The organism is Serratia sp. SCBI, from assembly GCF_000747565.1.
In the GTDB taxonomy this organism is placed as follows: Bacteria; Pseudomonadota; Gammaproteobacteria; order Enterobacterales; family Enterobacteriaceae; genus Serratia; species Serratia ureilytica.
The window spans coordinates 4147664-4167887 of the sequence record NZ_CP003424.1; the positions used below are offsets into that span (position 1 = coordinate 4147664).

The window sequence follows — 20224 nt, forward strand, 5'->3', positions numbered from 1 at the left end:
CCTCCCCATTTGCAAACAAAACAAGGCGATACCCCCTCAGCTTGTCCGTGGTTATCTTCATCGGTAAGTGCCAATATAGGCGAAGACAAGGGAGCTGAAACCGATGACAACCCATTCCAAACCGTTGAACTCGCGGGAAGTCTGCCTGCAATTACGCCACTTCAACCAGGTAATCGGGCAACAATGCCGCAATATGGCGCGCCAAAAAACCGCTTGCCCGTGCTGCCTGACGGACATCGCCACCGGCTGCGACGCCGGTATCAAACTGTGTGGACAGCAGTTGGCCAAACCCAACCCGCAAACCCCGTTATTCCGGCAGATTCGCAACCTGCTGCTTGACCTGCGCGCAGAAGCGATAGGGGTTCACAGAATAGACGTCCTGAACCGCACCAATAACGAAATCTCCTGGCTGTTGCGCGAGCTTTATTTCGAGACATTCTGAACACGAGGGCCGCGCGCCCATCGCTTGATACCTGCCGGTGCGGGCAAGATGCCGCGCCGTTTCACCGCCGCACCAGCCGACTTTTCGCCACGTTATCTTTTTGCGCTCTCCCCACTTTACGACCGCCATCACACCTCGCCAACCCCACATTGCGTTGGTTATAGAGTCGTCTACAATTCAATCGAATTACCCCCTACAACATCAGAAATTATTATTATTAGAGGTGATTATGTTACAGAAACACGAAAACGTAATAAGTATGACTGTACTAAGCCCGCAAGCCACCCAAGAGCTGATGCCCTCATTTTCTTCCTTGCCCCACACGCAACATGCCGACGGCAAATATCGCCTGCGCCGTTATTCCGTCGTGAAATACCTCAACTCCAACATCGCCGAAGTAGGGCCGCGCACCTTCATGCAGTCGGATCAGATCAACCATTTCCAGGGCAACGTGGTGCGCCGCTTCGAGCCTATCGACAGCGCCGTGCTGCAGAGCGCCGGCATGGCGGAGATGTGCAACCTGTTTGCCGAAAATAACGAACTGCCGGAAGGCGCCGAGATAGAGATCCACCAGATGCGCGTGGTCGCCATCCAAAAAGATACGCTGGTGGCGCCGGAAGGCATTCACCAGGACGGTTTCGACCATATCGCGATGATCGCCATTCACCGCCACAATATCGTCGGCGGCGAAATCATGCTGTACGACGACAGCCGCCACGATCCTTTCTTCAAAAAAGCGCTGGCAGACGGTGAAGCCGTGCTGTTGGCGGACAGTAAACTGTGGCACAACGCCACGCCGATCAATACCGTAAGCCCGAATGAAGAAGGCTATCTGGATCTCTTCGTCCTCACCGCTCGGGGAGAGAAAGCATGACCTTTACCCCCGAGCTCGCCCGACGCCAGTTCAGCGCCCTGTCCCGGCAGATCGACGGCAAACCGGCGATCTTTTTCGACGGCCCCGGCGGTGCGCAAGTTTCCCGGGGCGTGCTGGAAAAAATGACCGACTATCTGGGGAAGTACAACGCCAACCTGGGCGGGCACTACTTCTCCAGCCGGGTTACCGGCGAGGTGATGGGCCAGGCGCGCGAATCGGTGCGCGCCTTGTTAAATGCGCCGTCGCCCGACAACATCGTCTTCGGCATGAACATGACCACGCTGACCTTTCATCTCAGCCGCATCATCAGTCGCGATTGGCGGGACGGCGATGAGGTCATCGTCACCGCGCTGGATCACTACGCCAACGTCTCCAGCTGGCAGCAGGCCGCCGCCGACAAAGGCGCCGTGGTGCATCAGATAGCGCTGGAGAGCGCCGATTGCTCTCTCGACGCGGCAAAAGTGTGCGCGCGCATCAATGCCAACACGCGTCTGGTGGCGGTCAGCTACGCGTCCAACGTCACCGGCAGCATCGTCGATATCAAAACCATCGTTGAAGCCGCGCATCGGGTGGGCGCGCAGGTGTATGTCGACGCCGTTCATTACGCGCCGCATAACCTGATCGACGTGCAGGCGTTGGGATGTGACTTCCTGGTGTGCTCCGCCTACAAATTCTTTGGCCCGCACGTCGGCATGGCCTACATCGCGCCGCAGTGGCTGCAGCGCCTGCGGCCGTACAAAGTCGAGCCGGCCACTGACGTCGGCCCCGGCCGTTTCGAGACCGGCACGCAGAGCTTCGAAGCGCTGGCCGGCGTCGCGGCCGCTATCGAGTATTTGGCGCAGTGGGGCACGCCCGACGCGCCGTTAAGGCAGCGCTTGCAGGAGAGCTTCGCCGCCTACCACCGGCATGAAGAGGCGCTGTGCCGCCACTTTTTGCAACGGCTGCAGCAACTCGACGGCGTGCGGCTCTACGGCAATCCGCAGGCGGACAGCGCACGCCGCACGCCGACCTTCGCCCTGACCTTCAGCGGCCAGGCGCCCGACGCGATCGCCCGACGGCTGGGGCACCACAACATCTGCGCCGGCAGCGGACATTTCTATGCGCTGGGCCTGATTCAGCAACTGGGGCTGCAGGACGGCGGCGTGCTGCGCATCGGCATGATGCACTACAACACCCTTGATGAGATCGATACGCTGTTTGAAATACTCGCCGAGGAGATCCTCGGTTAATGCGCCATAACGGCCCGCCCGGTTTTCCGGCGGGCCACACCGCATAAATAGCCGTGCGTCTCGCCGGAGGCGTTAAACGTGAATAACGCTCCCCCTGTTTGAGGGGTTGGGTAGAATAGGCGGGATTTTTTTGAAAAGGGATTTTTACGTTGAGAAAATATGCCGTTATCACCGCCGCGTTGATGATGTCTTCCTGCGCCACGCCGGAAAAGTGGGAAGCGCAAACGGCGGCTCCGACACCCCTTGAAGCCGCCAGAGCAAGCTGCCGACAAGAAGCCGAACAACGCTATCCCGTGAGCCAGTCTTTAGACACCCGCTCGCCTGTATTTTCCTCCATGAATATCAACGGCGCGGATATCCCCAATACTCACGGCGTCGTTTTTCCTTCGGACCGCAATGAAATGCGCAGAAAAGAACACGTTAATGCCTGCATGAAATTGGAGGGATGGGAAAATAAGAATAAGGTGACGGGGTTATTGGCCTTTTTATTTAACTAACGGCAACGTGAATTATTCGGAATTACCGCACAGAGACAGCGGTAATTCCGCTCTATAGAGCGGCGTCGGCCTCCTGCGCCAGCCCGACTATTTTGCTACGATATTACAGTCACCACCTTTCCTCCATTCAGGGCGATAATCAAACAAATGGAATAAATCAATTTATGAGTGAGAAAGACACCTCCTTAAATAAGCCGCAAAGCCATATCAACAAAGCGGTATTCTTCACCTCTGCAGTCCTCATTTTTCTTCTGGTCGCCTTCGCCGCCTTTTTCCCCGACGTCGCTGACAAAAACTTCAAGCTTCTGCAGCAACAAATCTTCACCAACGCCAGCTGGTTTTATATTTTGGCCGTGGCGCTCATATTGCTCAGCGTGACGTTTCTGGGGCTTTCTCGTTACGGCGACATCAAACTTGGCCCCGATCATGCGCAACCCGATTTTCGCTACCACTCCTGGTTTGCCATGCTGTTTTCGGCGGGGATGGGCATTGGTCTGATGTTCTTCGGCGTGGCGGAACCGGTTATGCACTATCTCTCGCCGCCGGTCGGCACGCCCGAGAGCATCGAGGCGGCCAAACAGGCCATGCGCCTGACCTTTTTCCACTGGGGGCTGCATGCCTGGGCGATCTACGCCATCGTGGCGTTGATTCTGGCCTTCTTCAGCTATCGGCATGGCCTGCCGTTGACCCTGCGCTCCGCGCTTTATCCGATCATCGGCGATCGCATTTATGGCCCTATCGGCCACGCCGTCGATATCTTCGCCGTCATCGGCACCGTATTCGGGGTCGCGACCTCGCTGGGTTATGGCGTATTGCAGGTCAACGCCGGGCTTAACCACCTGTTTGGCGTGCCAATCAACGAAACCGTTCAGGTGATATTAATCGTGGTGATTACCGGGCTGGCCACCATTTCCGTGGTTTCCGGGCTGGAGAAGGGCATACGCTTTCTGTCGGAGCTGAACCTCAGCCTGGCGCTGTTGCTCCTGGCCTTGGTCTTGCTGTTGGGGCCAACCGTTTTGCTGTTGAAATCCTTTGTGGAAAATACCGGCGGCTATCTGTCCGAGCTGGTCAGCAAAACCTTCAACCTGTATGCCTATGAACCCAAATCCAGCAACTGGCTAGGCGGATGGACGCTGCTCTACTGGGGGTGGTGGCTCTCCTGGTCGCCTTTCGTCGGGATGTTCATCGCACGGGTTTCCCGCGGCCGAACCATCCGCGAATTTGTCACGGGCGTGCTGTTCGTCCCGGCCGGCTTCACCCTCATGTGGATGACCGTGTTCGGCAACAGCGCCATTTACCTCATCATGGAAAAGGGCGCGACAGATCTCGCCGCTACGGTACAACAAGACGTGGCCTTGGCGTTGTTTAACTTCCTGGAGCATTTCCCATTCTCCAGCGTGCTTTCGTTTATCGCCATGGCGATGGTTATCGTCTTTTTTGTCACGTCCGCCGACTCCGGCGCCATGGTCGTGGATACGCTGGCTTCGGGCGGCTCCAGCAACACGCCGGTATGGCAACGCATTTTCTGGGCGTCGCTGATGGGCATCGTCGCCATCGCCTTGCTGATCGCCGGGGGGCTCAGCGCGCTGCAAACCGTCACCATCGCCAGCGCGCTGCCTTTCTCGGCCATCTTGCTGATATCCATTTACGGTTTGCTTAAGGCGCTGCGTCGGGATCTGACCAAGCGCGACAGCCAGAATATGGCCACCATCGCTCCTACCGCCGCCCGCAATCCTATCCCCTGGCAGCGCAGGCTGCGTAATATCGCTTATCTGCCAAAGCGCTCGCTGGTTAAGCGCTTTATGGACGAAGTCATCCAGTCGGCCATGACGCTGGTGCAGGAGGAGCTGAGTAAGCAAGGCACGCTCAGCAGCATCAACACCGGCGCGGAAGATCGCATTCGTTTCGAGGTTGATTTAGGCGATGAGCTTAACTTTATCTATGAAGTCAGACTGCGCGGCTACAGCTCGCCGACCTTCGCCCTGGCCGGGCTGGATAATGATGAACAGCAAGCCGAGCAGCACAAATATTATCGCGCGGAGATCTACCTGAAAGAAGGCGGCCAGAACTACGATGTCATGGGTTGGAATCAGGAGCAGTTGATCAACGATATTCTCGACCAGTACGAAAAGCATCTGCATTTCTTGCATCTGGTGCGCTGAATGCCGACATGCCGTCCCCTGGGGCGGCATTTTTTTTGCCCTGCCTTCCTCCCTGCGGCGCTGATGATGCGGGTGGGATGGCGGGCGACCAGAAATAATGCTTACATGTGCAAAGGATTGGGTTGGGGTAACGTTTTGGAGAATCAGGATGCTTTTATGAGGGGGTACTGGAGCGGGTGAAGGGAATCGAACCCTCGTATGCAGCTTGGGAAGCTGCCGTTCTACCATTGAACTACACCCGCATCGGTGTGCGACAGGCATTATAACCGGTTATCGGCGGCGGGCAAGCGAAGATGGCGCGTAACTGTCGATGTTTTAAGCGGTTAAGTCTCGTAGACGAAAAAAAACCGGCGCAGTTGCCCGCACCGGTTGTTGCACGCTAAACGCGATTATTTCTGCGGGCGCATCGCCGGGAACAGAATCACGTCGCGGATGGTGTGGCTGTTGGTGAACAGCATCACCATGCGGTCGATGCCGATGCCCAGACCGGCGGTCGGCGGCAGGCCGTGCTCCAGCGCGGTGACGTAGTCTTCGTCGTAGAACATCGCTTCGTCGTCGCCGGCGTCTTTGGCGTTCACCTGATCGGCAAAGCGCTGCGCCTGGTCTTCGGCGTCGTTCAGCTCGGAGAAGCCGTTGCCGATTTCACGGCCGCCGATGAAGAACTCGAAGCGGTCGGTGATTTCCGGGTTCACGTCATTGCGGCGCGCCAGCGGCGACACTTCAGCCGGGTACTCGGTGATGAAGGTCGGCTGAATCAGATGGCTTTCCGCCACTTCTTCGAAGATCTCGGTCACGACGCGGCCCAGGCCCCAGCTCTTCTCAACCTTGATGCCGATGGATTCCGCGATGGCCACCGCTTTGCCCATGTCGGCCAGGTCAGCCAGATCGGTTTCCGGACGGTATTTCTTGATCGCCTCGGTCATGGTCAGCTTCTCGAACGGCTTGCCGAAGTCGAACACTTCGTCGCCGTACTGCACCTGAGAGGTGCCCAGCACTTTCTCGGTCAGGGTGCGGAACAGCGTCTCTGTCAGCTCGATCAGGTCTTTGTAATCCGCGTAAGCCATGTAGAGTTCCATCATGGTGAACTCTGGATTATGACGCGGAGAAACGCCTTCGTTGCGGAAGTTGCGGTTGATTTCGAACACGCGCTCAAAGCCGCCGACCACCAGACGCTTCAGATACAGTTCCGGCGCAATGCGCAGGTACATGTCGATATCCAGCGCATTGTGGTGGGTGATGAACGGACGCGCCGACGCGCCGCCCGGGATCACCTGCATCATCGGGGTTTCGACTTCCATGAAGCCGCGTTCCACCATGAAGTTACGGATAGCCGACATCACCTGAGAACGCACCTTGAAGGTGTTGCGCGACTCTTCGTTGGCGATCAGATCCAGGTAACGCTGGCGGTAACGGGTTTCCTGATCCGCCAGGCCGTGGAATTTGTCCGGCAGCGGACGCAACGCTTTGGTCAGCAGACGCAGTTCGGTGCAGTGGATCGACAGTTCGCCGGTCTTGGTTTTGAACAGCTTGCCGCGCGCGCCGAGGATATCGCCCAGGTCCCACTTCTTGAACTGCTCGTTGTACACGCCTTCAGCCAGATCGTCGCGCGCGACGTACAGCTGAATGCGGCCGCCCACGTCCTGCAGCGTAACGAAGGATGCCTTGCCCATAATGCGGCGGGTCATCATGCGGCCGGCGACGGTCACTTCTACGCCCAGCGCTTCCAGCTCTTCGTTGTCTTTATCGCCGTACGCGGCGTGCAGTTTGTCGGAGGTGGAGTCGCGACGGAAGTCGTTCGGGAACGCAATGCCGTTCTCACGCAGGCCGGCCAGTTTCTCGCGGCGGGACTGCAGCTCGTTATTGAGATCCAGCGCCTGATCGGCGCCCTGTACTTGTTGTTCAGACATTTCTATTCCTCATAACCCGGCTTTCAAACTTGCCTCAATGAATTTATCCAGGTCGCCATCCAGTACGGCCTGCGTGTTACGCGTTTCGACGTTGGTGCGCAAATCCTTGATGCGGGAGTCATCCAGCACGTAAGAACGGATTTGGCTGCCCCAGCCGATGTCGGACTTGTTGTCTTCCATCGCCTGTTTATCAGCATTTTTCTTTTGCATCTCAAACTCGTACAGCTTGGCTCGCAGCTGTTTAAACGCTTGATCCTTGTTCTTATGCTGAGAACGATCGTTCTGGCACTGCACCACGATGTTGGTTGGCAGGTGAGTAATACGTACGGCGGATTCGGTTTTGTTGACGTGCTGACCGCCCGCACCGGAGGCGCGGTACACGTCGATGCGCAGATCCGCCGGGTTGATATCGATGTCGATATCGTCGTCCACTTCCGGGTAGATGAACACCGAGCTGAACGAGGTGTGGCGACGGCCGCCGGAGTCGAACGGGCTCTTGCGCACCAGGCGGTGAACGCCGGTTTCAGTGCGCAACCAGCCGAACGCGTAGTCGCCGATGATCTTGATGGTGGCCGATTTCAGGCCCGCAACGTCGCCGTCGGACTCTTCGATCACTTCGGTCTTGAAGCCCTTGGCTTCGGCCCAGCGCAGGTACATGCGCAGCAGCATGCTGGCCCAGTCTTGCGCTTCGGTGCCGCCGGAGCCGGCCTGAATGTCCAGATAGCAGTCGGCGCTGTCGTATTCGCCAGAGAACATGCGGCGGAATTCCAGCTGCTCGAGCTTGGCGATCAGTTGATCGAGTTCGGCGACCGCTTCGTTGAAGGTCTCTTCATCGTCGGCTTCCACCGCCAGCTCCAGCAGACCGCTGACGTCTTCGCTGCCCTGCTGCAGGTGATCGATGGTTTCAACGATGGCTTCCAGCGCGGCGCGCTCTTTGCCGAGCGCCTGTGCGCGCTCCGGTTCGTTCCAAACGTCCGGCTGCTCCAGCTCGGCGTTGACTTCTTCTAGGCGTTCCTTCTTGGCATCATAGTCAAAGATACCCCCTAAGAACCGCAGTCCGCTCGGACAGGTCCTGAATTCGGTTTTTTACCGGGTTAATTTCAAACATGGTTTTGCGTTCTTTTACGTTGATGTCGTCGATGGCGGAATGCCATTGGAACCGCTAATTCTAACGGATCCGGGCGGCAGTTTATAGCGAGTTGGTCAGTTTTTGTGGCGATCGGGAAGGATGCCGGGGATTGGAGAGCCCAATCCCCGAGTTGTGTTCAATTTCGCCTCAGCGCGGCCAAAGGTGCTGGATCAGCAGTTGCACGTTGCGGTTGCCGCGAAACTCGTTGACGTCGAGTTTGTAGGCCAGTTCCACTTCGCGCACGCTGCTGTCCGGCCACAGCGTGGTGTCCACGTTGAACGCGATGCCGTCGAGCAACGGGCCGCCGCCAAGCGGTTCCACCATCAGCTTCAGGTGTTTCTCACCCACCAACCGCTGCTGCAGGATGCGGAACTTGCCGTCGAAGGTCGGTTCCGGGAACGCCTGGCCCCACGGGCCGCCCTCGCGCAGCAGCTCCGCCGTCGTCAACGACAGCTCCTGCATCGCCAGTTCGCCATCGGACCAGATCACCCCTTCCAACATCGCCGGATCGAGCCATTCGCCCACCAGCTCGCCGAAACGCTGGCGGAACTCGTCGAATTTAGCCTCTTCCAGCGACAGCCCGGCCGCCATCGCGTGGCCGCCGAACTTCATCATCAGCCCGGGGTTCAGCATATCCAGCCGCTCCAGCGCGTCGCGCATGTGCAAGCCGGGCACCGAACGGCCGGAGCCTTTCAGGATGCCGTCGCCCGCCGGCGCGAAAGCGATCACCGGACGGTGGAAACGCTCTTTGATGCGCGAAGCGAGGATGCCCACCACGCCCTGATGCCATTCCGGGTGATACATCGCCAGCCCGTAAGGCAGCTCGGTGCTGGTGCGCTCCAGCTGATCGCACAGCTGCAGGGCTTCCACCTGCATGCCCTGCTCTATCTCGCGTCGCGTCTGGTTCAGCGCATCGAGATCGTTGGCCAGCATGCGCGCCTGCGCGATGTCGTCGCTCAGCAGCAGCGCCACACCGATCGACATGTCGTCCAGCCTGCCGGCGGCGTTGAGCCGCGGGCCGAGGGCGAAACCGAGATCGTTGGCCGCCAGTTGGCGGGCGTCGCGGTTGGCCACTTCGAGCAGCGCGCGGATGCCCGGTCGGCATTTGCCGGCGCGGATGCGGTTTAATCCCTGATACACCAGAATGCGGTTGTTGGCGTCCAGCGGCACCACGTCGGCCACGGTGCCGAGCGCCACCAGATCCAGCAGTTCCGCCAGATTCGGCATCGCCAGCGCGCGCTGCTCGAACCAGCCGCTGTCCCGCAGCCGGGCGCGCAGCGCCAGCATCAGGTAGAACGCCACGCCTACCCCCGCCAGCGATTTGGACGGGAAGGCGCAGCCGCGCAGGTTGGGGTTAACGATCGCTTCAGCCGCCGGCAGGGTCTCGCCCGGCAGGTGGTGATCGGTCACCAGCACCTGCATGCCTTTGGCGTGCGCCACGTCGACGCCGGCGTGGGAGGAGATGCCGTTATCGACGGTAACAATGAGTTCTGCGCCGCGCGCCGCCGCCTGCTCCACCACTTCGGGGCTCAGGCCGTAACCGTCTTCGAAACGGTTAGGCACCAGATAATCGACGGCTGCGCCGCCCATGCTGCGCAGCGCCAGCACCGTCAGCGCGGTGCTGGTGGCGCCATCGGCGTCGAAATCGCCCACCACCATGATGCGGCGACCGTCGGCCAGCGCTTGCTGCAACAGGCTGACGGCGTCGTCGATGCCGTCCAGCTGTTGCCAGGGCAGCATGCCCTTAACGCCGCGCTCCAGCTCTTGCTCAGCCTGCACGCCGCGCAGGGCGTAAAGCCGGCGCAGAAGCGGCGGCAAACTGGCGGGAAGATGCGTGTCGTCCGCCGCCGGGCGGCGGCGTAGTTGCGTTTTGATACTCACCGGCGATTAACCACCGGCTTTGGTGGCGGCCTGATGCGCGTCCAGCATGGCGGCCATCTCTTTCGGCCCCTGATAGCCCGGGATCATCATGCCGTTTTCCAGGATGATGGCCGGCGTGCCCTGAATGCCGAACTGCACGCCCAGCTCGTAATGCTTGCTGATGTCGGTTTTGCAGGTCGCCGGAGAAACGGCGTCGCCCTTCATGGCGGCGTCGAACGCCTTGGCCTTGTCGGCGGTGCACCAGATCGACTGCATGTCTTTTTCAGCCTGGGAAGCCAGCCCCTGGCGCGGGAACGCCAGGTAACGCACGGTAATGCCCAGATCGTTGTACTCTTTCATCTGCTGATGCAGTTTGTGACAGTAACCGCAGGTGATATCGGTGAACACGGTGATCACGTGTTTCTCTTTCGGCGCTTTGTAAACGATCATCTGATCTTTCAGCGCTTCCATCTTGGTGCTCAGCAGTTGGTTGGTCACGTTGACCGGCTCTTTGCCGCTGACGTCGAACAGCGGGCCCTGCAGGATGTGCTTGCCGTCTTCGGAGGCGTACAGCACGCCGCTGTCGGTCAGCACGGTTTTCAGACCGTTGACCGGCGAAGGCTGCACGTCCGCCTGCTGAATGCCCAGGCTGGCGAGCGCTTTTTTGATCGCCGCGTCATCGGCATGAGCGGCGCCGGCCACCGAAGCCACCAGCAGAGAGAGCAGCATTAAACCTTTTTTCATTGTTCCAATCCTTTCGAACCCGCCGCTCAGGCGCGCGGGTGATGCTGTTGATGTAGCTGTTTCAGTCGTTCGGTCGCTACATGAGTATAAATTTGCGTGGTCGAGAGATCGCTGTGGCCTAACAACATCTGTACGACACGGAGATCGGCCCCATGGTTCAGCAAATGGGTGGCGAACGCGTGCCGCAACACGTGCGGCGACAGACGCTCGCTGTCGATGCCCGCAAGGATGGCATAGTGTTTGATGCGATGCCAGAACGTCTGTCGGGTCATTTGCTGACACCGGTTGCTGGGGAACAGTACATCCAGCGTCTGGCCGTTGACCAGCCACGGGCGACCGTGCTCCAGATAATTTTCGATCCAGTAGACCGCTTCTTCGCCCAGCGGCACCAGCCGCTCCTTGTTGCCCTTGCCGATCACCCGCACCACGCCCTGACGCAGGCTGACATCGCTGATGTTCAACCCCACCAGCTCAGAGACCCGCAGCCCGGTCGCGTACAACACCTCGAGCATCGCCTTGTCGCGCAGCTCCAGCGGCTGATCGACGCAGGGCGCCTGCAGCAGCGCATCGACCTGTGCCTCGCTCAGATCCTTCGGCAAACGCTGCGGCAGCTTCGGGGAAGCCAGCTGTGCGGTGGGATCGTCGGCGCGCAGCTTTTCGCGGTACAGATACTGAAACAGGCGACGCATGGCGCTCAGCAAGCGCGCGGAGCTGGTGGCCTTGTAGCCGCCGTCCACCCGCTCGGCGAGAAACGCCTGCAGATCCAAGGCCTGAGCCTGCAGCAAGTCGGTGTTTTGCTGGCCAAGCCAGGCGCCCAGGGCCTGCAAATCCAGCCGGTAGGAGGCCAGCGTATTTTCCGCCAGATTGCGCTCAAGCCACAGCGCATCCAGGAATTGTTCAATCAGCGCATTGTCTTGCTGTTGCACGCGGTCCTCTCTTCGTTGCATTTCCACCCGCGCCATTATGCCTTAAGCCGACGCAAATCAGGTATACTCGCTGCAATTCTCTAAACAGCAACGTAACGGTTTACACATGAAGATTGGTCTGTTTTACGGCTCCAGCACCTGCTACACCGAGATGGCGGCAGAAAAAATCCGTGAGATTCTGGGTGAAGACCTGGTCGACCTGCACAACCTGAAAGACGTCTCGCCCAAGCTGATGGAGGACTATTCCATTCTCATCCTCGGCATCCCGACCTGGGATTTCGGCGAACTGCAGGAAGACTGGGAAGCGATCTGGCCGCAGCTGCCGGCGCTGGATCTGAAAGGCAAGATCGTCGCCATGTACGGCATGGGCGATCAGTTCGGTTACGGCGAGTGGTTCCTCGACGCGCTGGGTATGCTGCACGATCACATCGCGCCGCTGGGCGTGCAGTTCATCGGCTTCTGGCCAACGGAGGGCTTCGAGTTCACCAGCCCCAAACCGCTGAGCGCCGACGGCAAACACTTCGTCGGCCTGGCGCTCGATGAGGTCAACCAATACGATCTGAGCGAAGAGCGCCTGCAGCAATGGTGCGAACAGATCCTGTTGGAGATGGAGCCGCTGCTGTAGCCGCTATCGGGCGATCTTCCCCAAACGCCGAGCGCCGGCGGAATGATTCGCGCCGGCGCCCCCTATCAGTCTTGTTCGCCGTCACCCGCCGGCGGATACAGCAACAGCTGCCGCAGGTGGCGCCACTCCTCTTTGCTCATGCAGTCGGAAGCCAGCCACAGCCGACGGCGCTTTTTGCCCTCCATAGGCTGTAACGTCAGCAGCAGGCCGTAGCCCGGCATCCAGGGCTTTTTCGCCAGCCGCCATTCTCGGCCGTGCCAGCTGAAACGCCTGTCCGCCAGCAGCCGCAGTTCACCCTGCACCGCAGCGATGCGCTTCTGGCTGCGAATGCACTGAAACACCACCAGCGTCAGCAACACCAGCCAGAGCGGACCAAAGCCTTCCGGCCAGGGCGAAATCAGGATCAGCAGGATCAGGACGCCGTGGGTCAACAGAGAGAACAGCTGGGTGCGCCAGGAAATGCGGATATCACATCGCCACTGGGCCACGATCTTTATTTCGCGTTTGGATCAGGGTCACCATTCTTTGCAGCTCGCTGTCCTGCGGCGCGCCATGATTCATCAGCCAGTTGAACAAATCGGGATCGTCGCACTCGAGCAGACGGATGAACAGTGCCTTGTCCGCGTCATTCAGGCTGTCGTATTCGTATTCGAAGAACGGCATGATGGAGATGTCCAGCTCGCGCATGCCACGACGGCAAGCCCAGTGAATACGTGCTTTGTTGTTAATATCCATGTTGTTATGACTCACCTCTTTTCAGCGCGGCAGCGCCAGCGCAGGGTTCAAATGACACACTGTATGGCAACGCCGTCGCAATATAATTCCATCAACCGGGGATCTGTCTGCAAGGGTGCCCTGGCCGCAAGCCTATAGAGTAACAATTTGACATACACGCCGGGAAGGCGCTTTGTGGCGGAAAACGCAATAAAGCGCAAAATGCCAAAAAAAGCGCCCCCGGCGCCGCGGCGCGAATAACAGTTTGCAAAGCCCGCCGCCTCTTTTACCATGGGTTCAATACCCTTCAGGTAAGCTAAACGTTGAGCAGGAACTTACTATGGCGCATAACATTCCATTCCCACCCCGTCAGCCCTCCGCTTCCACCCATCTGCCCCTGACGCTGATCTCGCTGGAAGATTGGGCGCTGGTGACGCTGAACGGGCCGGACGCGGTGAAATATCTCCAGGGCCAGGTGACGGCGGACATCGACGCGCTGGCGGCCGATCAACACGTGCTGTGCGCCCACTGCGACGCCAAGGGCAAAATGTGGAGCAACCTGCGTCTGTTCCACCGTGGCGAAGGCTTCGCCTATCTGGAGCGCCGCAGCGTGCTGGACAGCCAACTGGCTGAAATCAAAAAATATGCGGTGTTTTCCAAAGTCACCATCGCCGCCGATAATGACGCGGTATTGCTGGGGGTCGCCGGTTTCCAGGCGCGCGCCGCGCTGGCGGGCCTGTTCGCCACGCTGCCGAGTGCCGAGCACCCGGTGGTGCAGGAAGGCGAAACCACGCTGCTGCACTTCGCTGCGCCGGCGGAACGTTTTCTGCTGGTGACCCGCCCCGCCGTGGCCGAACAGCTGATCGGCAAACTGCATGATCAGGCGGAACTGAATGACAGCAGCCAGTGGCTGGCGCTGGAGATCGAAGCCGGTTATCCGATTATCGACGCCGCCAACAGCGCGCAGCTGATCCCGCAGGCCACCAACCTGCAGGCGCTGGAAGGCATCAGCTTCAGCAAGGGCTGCTATACCGGCCAGGAGATGGTGGCGCGCGCCAAATTCCGCGGCGCAAACAAACGCGCGCTCTACTGGCTGGAAGGTAAAGCCGCTCGCGCCCCGCAGGCGGCGGAAGATCTGGAGCTGCAGCTGGGTGAAAACTGGCGCCGCACCGGCACCGTACTGGCGTCGAGCCAATTGGCCGACGGCACGCTGTGGGTGCAGGTGGTAATGAACAACGATTTGGACGCCGACAGCAAGCTGCGGGTGCGCGACGATGTCGCCAGCCAGTTGGCGATCAAACCGTTGCCCTACTCGCTGGCCGAAGAGAAATAATTCGTCGGCCGCAGGCGCCCTGCCTGCGGCCATCTTCGTTACTCGTCCAACTCCCCGTCGCGCTGCACCAGATAAATCAGCACCAAAATGATGGTGATGAAGAAACGAAAGGCATCGGGAACGCCGTTCCACTGCTTCGACATCCACATGCCGAACCACTCGCCGCCTATCGACATGAAACCGACCTGCCAGGTGAGGAAGCCCAGCGTCAGGCCGACCACCGCCAGCTTTTTGCGGCCGTTAAAGGCCCTGGCGGGCAGTTTCAGGCCGCCCAACAGTCGCAGGCCGCCGATCCAGCACAGCAGCGCGGTCAGGCTTTCCAGCACAATGATGAAAATATAACCGGCGTGATGCAGCCACGGCGTCTGTATCGAGCGATAGCCGATGGTGGCGTCGGGGAAAATCGTGTCCATCATAAAGACATGGCGCACGAAGGCGAAGTTGGAGCCGTAGTCGGTGATGTTGCCGAAGGCGACCAGCGAAGCGAACAAGGCGATAGCGCAGACCAGCAGCGCTTTGGATAAGCGAACGATCATCTTGGTGAGTCCTGAACAGAGGTTAAAGAAACGGTATGCGGGCTCAGAAATGAAGGAACGGGCTTGCTGGATACCCGAAAGAAGCAAGCGCCTCTTTTTTAAAACAAAAGAGGCGCCAGTTCAATACGCATTCAGACGTAGCGGCAACGCTTAGACGTACAGGTAGATCGCCATGAAATGGCAGGCGCTGCCACCGAGCACAAAGCCGTGCCAGATGGCGTGGCCAAAGCGAATGCGCTTGGAAGCGTAGAAAATCACGCCCAGGGTATAGACCACCCCGCCGATCGCCAGCAGCGTGACGCCGCCGGCCTCCAGCCGCGTGACCAACTGATAAATCACGATCAGCGACAGCCAGCCCATCGTCAGGTAGGTCACCAACGACAGGGCTTCAAAACGGTGGGCGAAGGCCAGTTTGAACAGCACGCCGAGCAGCGCCAACCCCCAGATTACCGCCATCAATCCCTTCGCCAGCGGCGAATCCAGCCCCACCAGCAAAAACGGCGTGTAAGTGCCGGCAATCAGGAGATAAATGGCGCAGTGATCGAACTTTTTCAGCCAATGCTTGGCCTTCTGGTGCGGAATCGCATGGTACAGCGTGGAAGCGAGAAACAGCAGAATCATACTGCCGCCGTACAGGCTGTAACTGGTGATGGCCGTCGCATCGGCGCCGGTATTCACCGCCTGCACCAACAGCAACACCAGGCCGACGATGCCGAACACCAGCCCGATGCCGTGGCTGATGCTGTTGGCGATCTCTTCCGCCCACGGATAAGCCGCGGCGACAATCTTATTGGTCCCGGCTTTCACTACGTCCGTTTTCCCCATAACGCGCAACCCCTCAAAATGCCCTGCTTTATTCGAAATTAACGCAAAGCAGCTTAACTGAGAATAATTCCAGTGTACACGTGTACGCTAAAATAAAAATGTGAACGCGTGTAACCATCGAAATCCCCTGCCAGGTGGTCTACAATCGTCAGGCTTCAACCCACCCACCTTGAGGTTTACACCATGTCATCCGCTGTACCCGCGTTAGATTTCGGTTCAATGACCCAGGCCATCCAGTTCCTGATGGAAATCGATAAGTTGAAAGGCGTGCAACGCCGCACCAAAGTACTGGGCACCCAGCGCCAGGAAAACTCCGCCGAACACAGTTGGCACTTCGCCATCGCCGCCATGAGCCTGGCCCCGTACGCCGGTGATGACGTAGACATTCAGCGCGTGATCCAGATGGCGCTGCTGCATGACATCGTGGAAATCGACGCCGGTGACGTACTGGTCTACGATCTGGCCGCCCGCGCGGCGATCCACGATCAGGAAGTGGCGGCGGCGCGCCGTCTGTTCGGCATGCTGCCGCAGACACAGCGCGAGTATTTCACCGCTTTATGGCAGGAGTATGAAGAGGGCGAAAGCGCCGATGCCCGCTTCGCCTTGCTGCTGGATCGCACCATGCCGATGCTGATGAACCTGCACAACGAAGGCCAGAGCTGGGTGGAAAACGGCATCAGCCTGGAGCAGGTACTGTCGCGCAATGCGGCGATCGCCGACGTGCATCCCGAGCTGTGGCGCCACCTGGAGCAACATCTGCGGGACGCGCAGCGCAAAGGCTGGTTGAAATAAGGGAACCGGGCTGCCGCCTCCGCGCCGCAGCCCGTTATCGTCAAGCAAACGCCCGTTGGCGCGCCAACGCCTCCTCATAGCTCGGCATCGATCCCGCCGCCCCGGCGCGCTCCACGCAGACCGCCGCATAGGCGGCGGCGAAGCGCACCGCCTCGGCTAACGGCACCTGATTCGCCAACTGCGCCGCCAGGGCGCCGTTAAACGCATCCCCCGCGCCGGTGGTGTCTTTCGGCTGTGCCGGAAACGCCGGGATCAGTTCGCTGTTTTCCCCGTCCGAGAACAACGCCCCTTGCGTGCCCAACGTCACGATCAGCAAACGAATGCCCTTGGCGTGCAACACCTGCGCTGCCTGGCGCGCCGAAGCCACATCGCGCACCGGCACGCCGGTCAGCAACGTGCACTCGGTGGCGTTGGGCGTCAGCAGATCGACCTGCGCCAACAGGCTGTCCGGCACCGGCTGAAACGGCGCCGGGTTGAGTATGATGAACGTTTGCGCTTCGCGGGCAATGGCGATCACCTGCTCGATCGCCGGCAGGTTGTTCTCCAATTGAGTCAGCAGAATATCCGCCGCGGCGATCGCCGGCCGGCACTGACGCACCTCGTCTTCGCTGACCGTCAGGTTGGCGCCGGGATCGACGGCGATCATGTTTTCCGCATCCTCGCCGGCAACGTAGATAAGCGCATTGCCGGTGGGGCAATCGCCGGTAGAGAACAGCGTCACCGCATCGAAACCGGCGGCGGCGAGGTGGCGCCGGGCGAACGTGCCGAAGTCGTCGCGCCCCACCTTGCCGATATAATGCACCCGCGCTCCGGCGCGCAGCGCGGCGGTCGCCTGGTTGGCACCCTTGCCGCCCGCCCCCATCATGCTGTTGCGGGCGATCAGCGATTCGCCGGGCTGCGGAAAGCGCGCCATGCCGGCGACGATATCCAGGTTGAACGAACCGAACACGCAGACTTTGCCTTTCATTGCTGGTACTCCCTGCTCAATTGGAGGTGGCGCCGGGCGGCCAGACAGGCGCCTTTGCTGCCGGTTTCATCGCTGAGGCGGCTGACGGAGATCGTCAGCCCCTGCGCCGGCTGCGGCGCGCGCAGATGACGGCGGATCTCTTGCTCCAGCCGCACCAGCGGAAAACCGCGCATGGCGATCACGCCGCCGCCCAGGATCAGGCGCTGGGGGTCGATCACGTTCATTTCGACGGCGATGGTCTGCGCCAATCGCTCGACGAAGCGCTGCAGATCCGGATGATCGCCGTGGCGTTCGAACAGCCGGTCAAACGGCGTTTGCGCCGCGTTGGCGCGCGCCCAGCCGGTTAGCCAGTGACCGGACGTCAGACTCTCGACGCAGCCCCGTTTACCGCACGGGCATTCGCCCTGATGGCCCGGCCAGGGAATGTGCCCCAGCTCGCCGGCGGCGCCGTGCGCGCCGTGGTAAAAATCGCCGTTCAGCCACAGGCTGTTGCCCATGCCGGTGCCCAGATACAGCCCGACCGCCACCTGCGGCAACGCCGGCAGCTGCTGCAGATCCCACCACAGCAGATGATTGACGTCCTTGTCCATTCGCACCGGCAGCGCCAGCAAATCGGCCAACAGCGCCGCCACCGGCTGAGCGTCCAGCGCCGGGATAAACGGCAGCGACAGCACCCGCGAGCGATCGCGGCTGAGGATCCCCGGCAGCCCCAGCATCACCTGCGCCACCTGACGATCTTGGCAATGTCCGGCGATCAGCCGGCCCAACACCGCCAGCGGATCGGCCTGCCGCGCCCAGTCGGCGGTCGCTATCTTGCGGTAACCGCTGAATTCACCTTCATCATCCATCAACAGCAGGCGGGTATTGGTGCCGCCGACGTCAACGCCAAGAAAATACCGCATCATGTCCCCCGCCTCAGGCCGCCTGCCGCATCTGATCCAGCATTTTTTCCCATGCCGTCTCCAGATCCGGATCGAGATTGAACAGCCCGGAGCTGCCGACGATCAACACTTCTGCACCGGCGCCCATCAGATCGCGGTAAGTGCGCTGGTTGCAGGATCCGTCGATCTCGATCAGATAGCGCAGATTTTGTTGGCTTTTCAGATCGCGCAATTGGCGGATCTTTTCCAGCATTTCGGGAATGAACGGCTGCCCGGCATAGCCCGGATCGACGGTCATGACGGTGACCTTGTCCAGCAGGTGAAGGTAGTGACGAATAAACTCCACCGGCGTGGCCGGGTTCAGCACCACCCCCACTTTTTTGCCCAGCGCGCGGATTTGATTGATCACCCGAAACGCGTCGCGGTTGATGGTTTCAGCGTGCGGGCAGATAAAGTCCGCGCCGGCGCGGGCGATTGGCTCGATAAAGTCGGTCGGGTTCTCCACCATCAGATGCACATCCAGCAACAACGAAGTGTGCGGGCGGATCTGTTCGATAAAGAACGGCGACAGCGTGATGTTTTTAACGTAATGCCCGTCCATGATGTCGATATGCAGCATATCGGCGCGGCGGTTCAGCACCGCCAATTGCTGGCGGATATCCATCAGGTTCATGCACATCAGTGAAGGCGAAATCTGGTATTTCATTAGCGTTATCCTGCGCAAAAGGGAAAAGGATCAGTGGCCCGCCGCGGTTCTGGCCTGGGCCGCGCTGCGGCGCATCGCCCGCCGCTGCCGATAGCGATGCCGGAAAAACTTCAGCGCCAGCACCGCGATCAGCACGGCGCCCCACATCGCCAGACTGAAATGCGGGCTGACGTTCATCAGATTCAAACCGGTCGCGATCACCTGTAGCACGATTAGCGCCAGCACCACGCCGCTGACCCGGCCAAAACCGCCGAACGGATCGGTGCCGCCCAGAATGATCGCCAGCACCGTCAGCAGCAGGTAAGAGTCGCCGTAGCCCATGCGCGCCGAGTTGAAGCGCGCCATCATCACCAGCCCGGCAATGACGCACAGCAGGCTGGAGAGGGTGTAAATGGCGATCAGCACCCGATGGGTATTCACGCCGCTGAAGTGGGTGGCGTTGATGTTGCTGCCGCTCATGTAGATGCATTTGCCGAGCCGGGTTTTCTGCAGGAACAGTGCCAGCAAGGCGGCGACCACCAGGAAGATCCACAGTGGCACCGGCACGCCCAGCACGCTCTCGGCGCCGATAAACCGCACGATCTCCGGCATGCCGCTCAGGGCTGCGCCGCGCGTCAGGTAGATGCCGATGCCGTTGACCGTGGTCATGGTGGCCAGCGTCACCAGAATCGGGTGCGCGCCGACGTAGGCCACCAGTGCGCCGGTCGCCGCGCCGATAAGCCCGGCCAGCAGCATCGCCGCCGCCAGCGCCAAGGCCAGCCACAGTGCCTGCAAGCCCAGCCCGGCGTCCGCCGGCAGGTAGCTGATGAACAGCCAGGCCATCAGCAGGCTGGTCAGGTTGGCGCTGGCGATAATGCACAGGTTCAGGCCGCCGCTGAGGATCGGAATGAACATCGCCAGCGTCAGCAGGCCCAGCTCCGGCAGCTGGAAGGCCACGCTGGTGAAGGTGGCGCCGCTGAAGAAGCGCCCCGGCATCAGCAGGCTGAAGGCGAGCACCACCGCCAGCAGCAAGGCCAGCAAACCGACGGCGGCCCCGTCCAGACGAAATTTCAGGTTCTTGCCCATCAAGCGCTCC

At 60.1% G+C, this 20224-nt stretch carries 21 protein-coding genes and 1 tRNA gene; 8 read left to right on the forward strand and 14 right to left on the reverse strand.

Annotated elements, in window-relative coordinates:
- Positions 1-103 precede the first annotated feature (103 nt).
- The 5 genes from SERRSCBI_RS19410 to SERRSCBI_RS19425 all read left to right on the forward strand — a co-directional run bounded on the left by SERRSCBI_RS19410 (position 104) and on the right by SERRSCBI_RS19425 (position 5204).
- On the forward strand, positions 104-442 hold the full coding sequence (locus SERRSCBI_RS19410) for a hypothetical protein (protein ID WP_033644790.1): 339 nt from the start codon (positions 104-106) through the stop codon (positions 440-442).
- Positions 443-701: 259 nt separating this feature from the next.
- Positions 702-1316: a 2OG-Fe dioxygenase family protein gene (locus SERRSCBI_RS19415; RefSeq protein WP_232230725.1), complete on the forward strand. Its 615-nt coding sequence runs from the start codon at positions 702-704 to the stop codon at positions 1314-1316.
- Complete coding sequence (locus tag SERRSCBI_RS19420) at positions 1313-2545, forward strand: cysteine desulfurase-like protein (RefSeq protein WP_042785305.1); 1233 nt, start codon at positions 1313-1315, stop codon at positions 2543-2545. The genes SERRSCBI_RS19415 and SERRSCBI_RS19420 overlap by 4 nt, the downstream gene beginning before the upstream one ends.
- A 149-nt stretch (positions 2546-2694) precedes the next feature.
- Positions 2695-3042: a hypothetical protein gene (locus tag SERRSCBI_RS24325; RefSeq protein WP_232091478.1), complete on the forward strand. Its 348-nt coding sequence runs from the start codon at positions 2695-2697 to the stop codon at positions 3040-3042.
- 164 nt (positions 3043-3206) lie between these two features.
- Positions 3207-5204, forward strand: coding sequence for a choline BCCT transporter BetT (locus SERRSCBI_RS19425; protein ID WP_033644786.1), 1998 nt, complete (start codon positions 3207-3209; stop codon positions 5202-5204).
- Positions 5205-5372: 168 nt separating this feature from the next.
- On the opposite strand, the gene SERRSCBI_RS19430 is transcribed toward SERRSCBI_RS19425, so the two are convergent.
- The 6 genes from SERRSCBI_RS19430 to xerD form a co-directional block, all read right to left on the reverse strand.
- Positions 5373-5446: transfer RNA gene (locus tag SERRSCBI_RS19430), tRNA-Gly, on the reverse strand.
- Between the two features lie 147 nt (positions 5447-5593).
- Positions 5594-7111 (reverse strand): lysine--tRNA ligase, encoded by a 1518-nt coding sequence (gene lysS, locus SERRSCBI_RS19435; RefSeq protein WP_004931697.1) that lies wholly within the window; start codon positions 7109-7111, stop codon positions 5594-5596.
- Between the two features lie 9 nt (positions 7112-7120).
- Positions 7121-8219, reverse strand: a protein-coding gene (gene prfB / locus SERRSCBI_RS19440; protein WP_099783420.1) for a peptide chain release factor 2 whose coding sequence is annotated in 2 segments (ribosomal slippage) — positions 7121-8143 and positions 8145-8219 — 1098 coding nt in all. Because the reading frame shifts where the segments join, the coding sequence is not laid out codon by codon here.
- A 168-nt stretch (positions 8220-8387) separates the two neighbouring features.
- Entirely contained in the window at positions 8388-10121 is a 1734-nt protein-coding gene (gene recJ / locus SERRSCBI_RS19445; protein WP_033639478.1) for a single-stranded-DNA-specific exonuclease RecJ, read from the reverse strand.
- A 6-nt stretch (positions 10122-10127) separates the two neighbouring features.
- Positions 10128-10844 (reverse strand): bifunctional protein-disulfide isomerase/oxidoreductase DsbC, encoded by a 717-nt coding sequence (gene dsbC, locus SERRSCBI_RS19450; protein WP_042785306.1) that lies wholly within the window; start codon positions 10842-10844, stop codon positions 10128-10130.
- 26 nt (positions 10845-10870) lie between these two features.
- Positions 10871-11770, reverse strand: a complete 900-nt coding sequence (xerD, locus tag SERRSCBI_RS19455) for a site-specific tyrosine recombinase XerD (RefSeq protein WP_033644935.1) — start codon at positions 11768-11770, stop codon at positions 10871-10873.
- A gap of 106 nt (positions 11771-11876) precedes the next feature.
- Between xerD and fldB the strand changes: the two genes are divergently transcribed.
- Complete coding sequence (fldB, locus tag SERRSCBI_RS19460; protein ID WP_042785307.1) at positions 11877-12395, forward strand: flavodoxin FldB; 519 nt, start codon at positions 11877-11879, stop codon at positions 12393-12395.
- Between the two features lie 65 nt (positions 12396-12460).
- Here fldB and SERRSCBI_RS19465 read toward each other — a convergent pair whose 3' ends face one another.
- Entirely contained in the window at positions 12461-12883 is a 423-nt protein-coding gene (locus SERRSCBI_RS19465) for a protein YgfX (protein WP_042785308.1), read from the reverse strand.
- A complete protein-coding gene (sdhE, locus tag SERRSCBI_RS19470; protein WP_019455657.1) occupies positions 12864-13130 on the reverse strand; it encodes an FAD assembly factor SdhE in 267 nt (88 codons plus the stop codon). The genes SERRSCBI_RS19465 and sdhE overlap by 20 nt, the downstream gene beginning before the upstream one ends.
- A 319-nt stretch (positions 13131-13449) precedes the next feature.
- Between sdhE and ygfZ the strand changes: the two genes are divergently transcribed.
- Positions 13450-14442, forward strand: a complete 993-nt coding sequence (ygfZ, locus tag SERRSCBI_RS19480) for a tRNA-modifying protein YgfZ (RefSeq protein WP_042785310.1) — start codon at positions 13450-13452, stop codon at positions 14440-14442.
- Positions 14443-14480: 38 nt separating this feature from the next.
- On the opposite strand, the gene SERRSCBI_RS19485 is transcribed toward ygfZ, so the two are convergent.
- Both SERRSCBI_RS19485 and SERRSCBI_RS19490 read right to left on the reverse strand, forming a co-directional pair.
- Positions 14481-14978 (reverse strand): DUF2165 family protein, encoded by a 498-nt coding sequence (locus SERRSCBI_RS19485; protein ID WP_042785311.1) that lies wholly within the window; start codon positions 14976-14978, stop codon positions 14481-14483.
- Positions 14979-15128: 150 nt separating this feature from the next.
- Entirely contained in the window at positions 15129-15803 is a 675-nt protein-coding gene (locus tag SERRSCBI_RS19490; RefSeq protein WP_033644772.1) for a hemolysin III family protein, read from the reverse strand.
- 183 nt (positions 15804-15986) lie between these two features.
- Between SERRSCBI_RS19490 and SERRSCBI_RS19495 the strand changes: the two genes are divergently transcribed.
- Positions 15987-16595 carry an HD family hydrolase gene (locus tag SERRSCBI_RS19495; protein WP_033644771.1) on the forward strand — a complete coding sequence of 203 codons (609 nt, stop codon included), beginning with the start codon at positions 15987-15989 and terminating at the stop codon, positions 16593-16595.
- Between the two features lie 40 nt (positions 16596-16635).
- Here SERRSCBI_RS19495 and rbsK read toward each other — a convergent pair whose 3' ends face one another.
- The 4 genes from rbsK to SERRSCBI_RS19515 are packed head-to-tail and all read right to left on the reverse strand — an operon-like array spanning position 16636 to position 20214.
- A complete protein-coding gene (gene rbsK, locus SERRSCBI_RS19500; protein ID WP_042785312.1) occupies positions 16636-17562 on the reverse strand; it encodes a ribokinase in 927 nt (308 codons plus the stop codon).
- Positions 17559-18467, reverse strand: a complete 909-nt coding sequence (gene alsK, locus SERRSCBI_RS19505; protein ID WP_042785313.1) for an allose kinase — start codon at positions 18465-18467, stop codon at positions 17559-17561. The genes rbsK and alsK overlap by 4 nt, the downstream gene beginning before the upstream one ends.
- A gap of 10 nt (positions 18468-18477) precedes the next feature.
- On the reverse strand, positions 18478-19149 hold the full coding sequence (alsE, locus tag SERRSCBI_RS19510; RefSeq protein ID WP_033644765.1) for a D-allulose 6-phosphate 3-epimerase: 672 nt from the start codon (positions 19147-19149) through the stop codon (positions 18478-18480).
- 30 nt (positions 19150-19179) lie between these two features.
- Positions 19180-20214, reverse strand: a complete 1035-nt coding sequence (locus SERRSCBI_RS19515; protein ID WP_042785314.1) for an ABC transporter permease — start codon at positions 20212-20214, stop codon at positions 19180-19182.
- Positions 20215-20224: the final 10 nt, after the last annotated feature.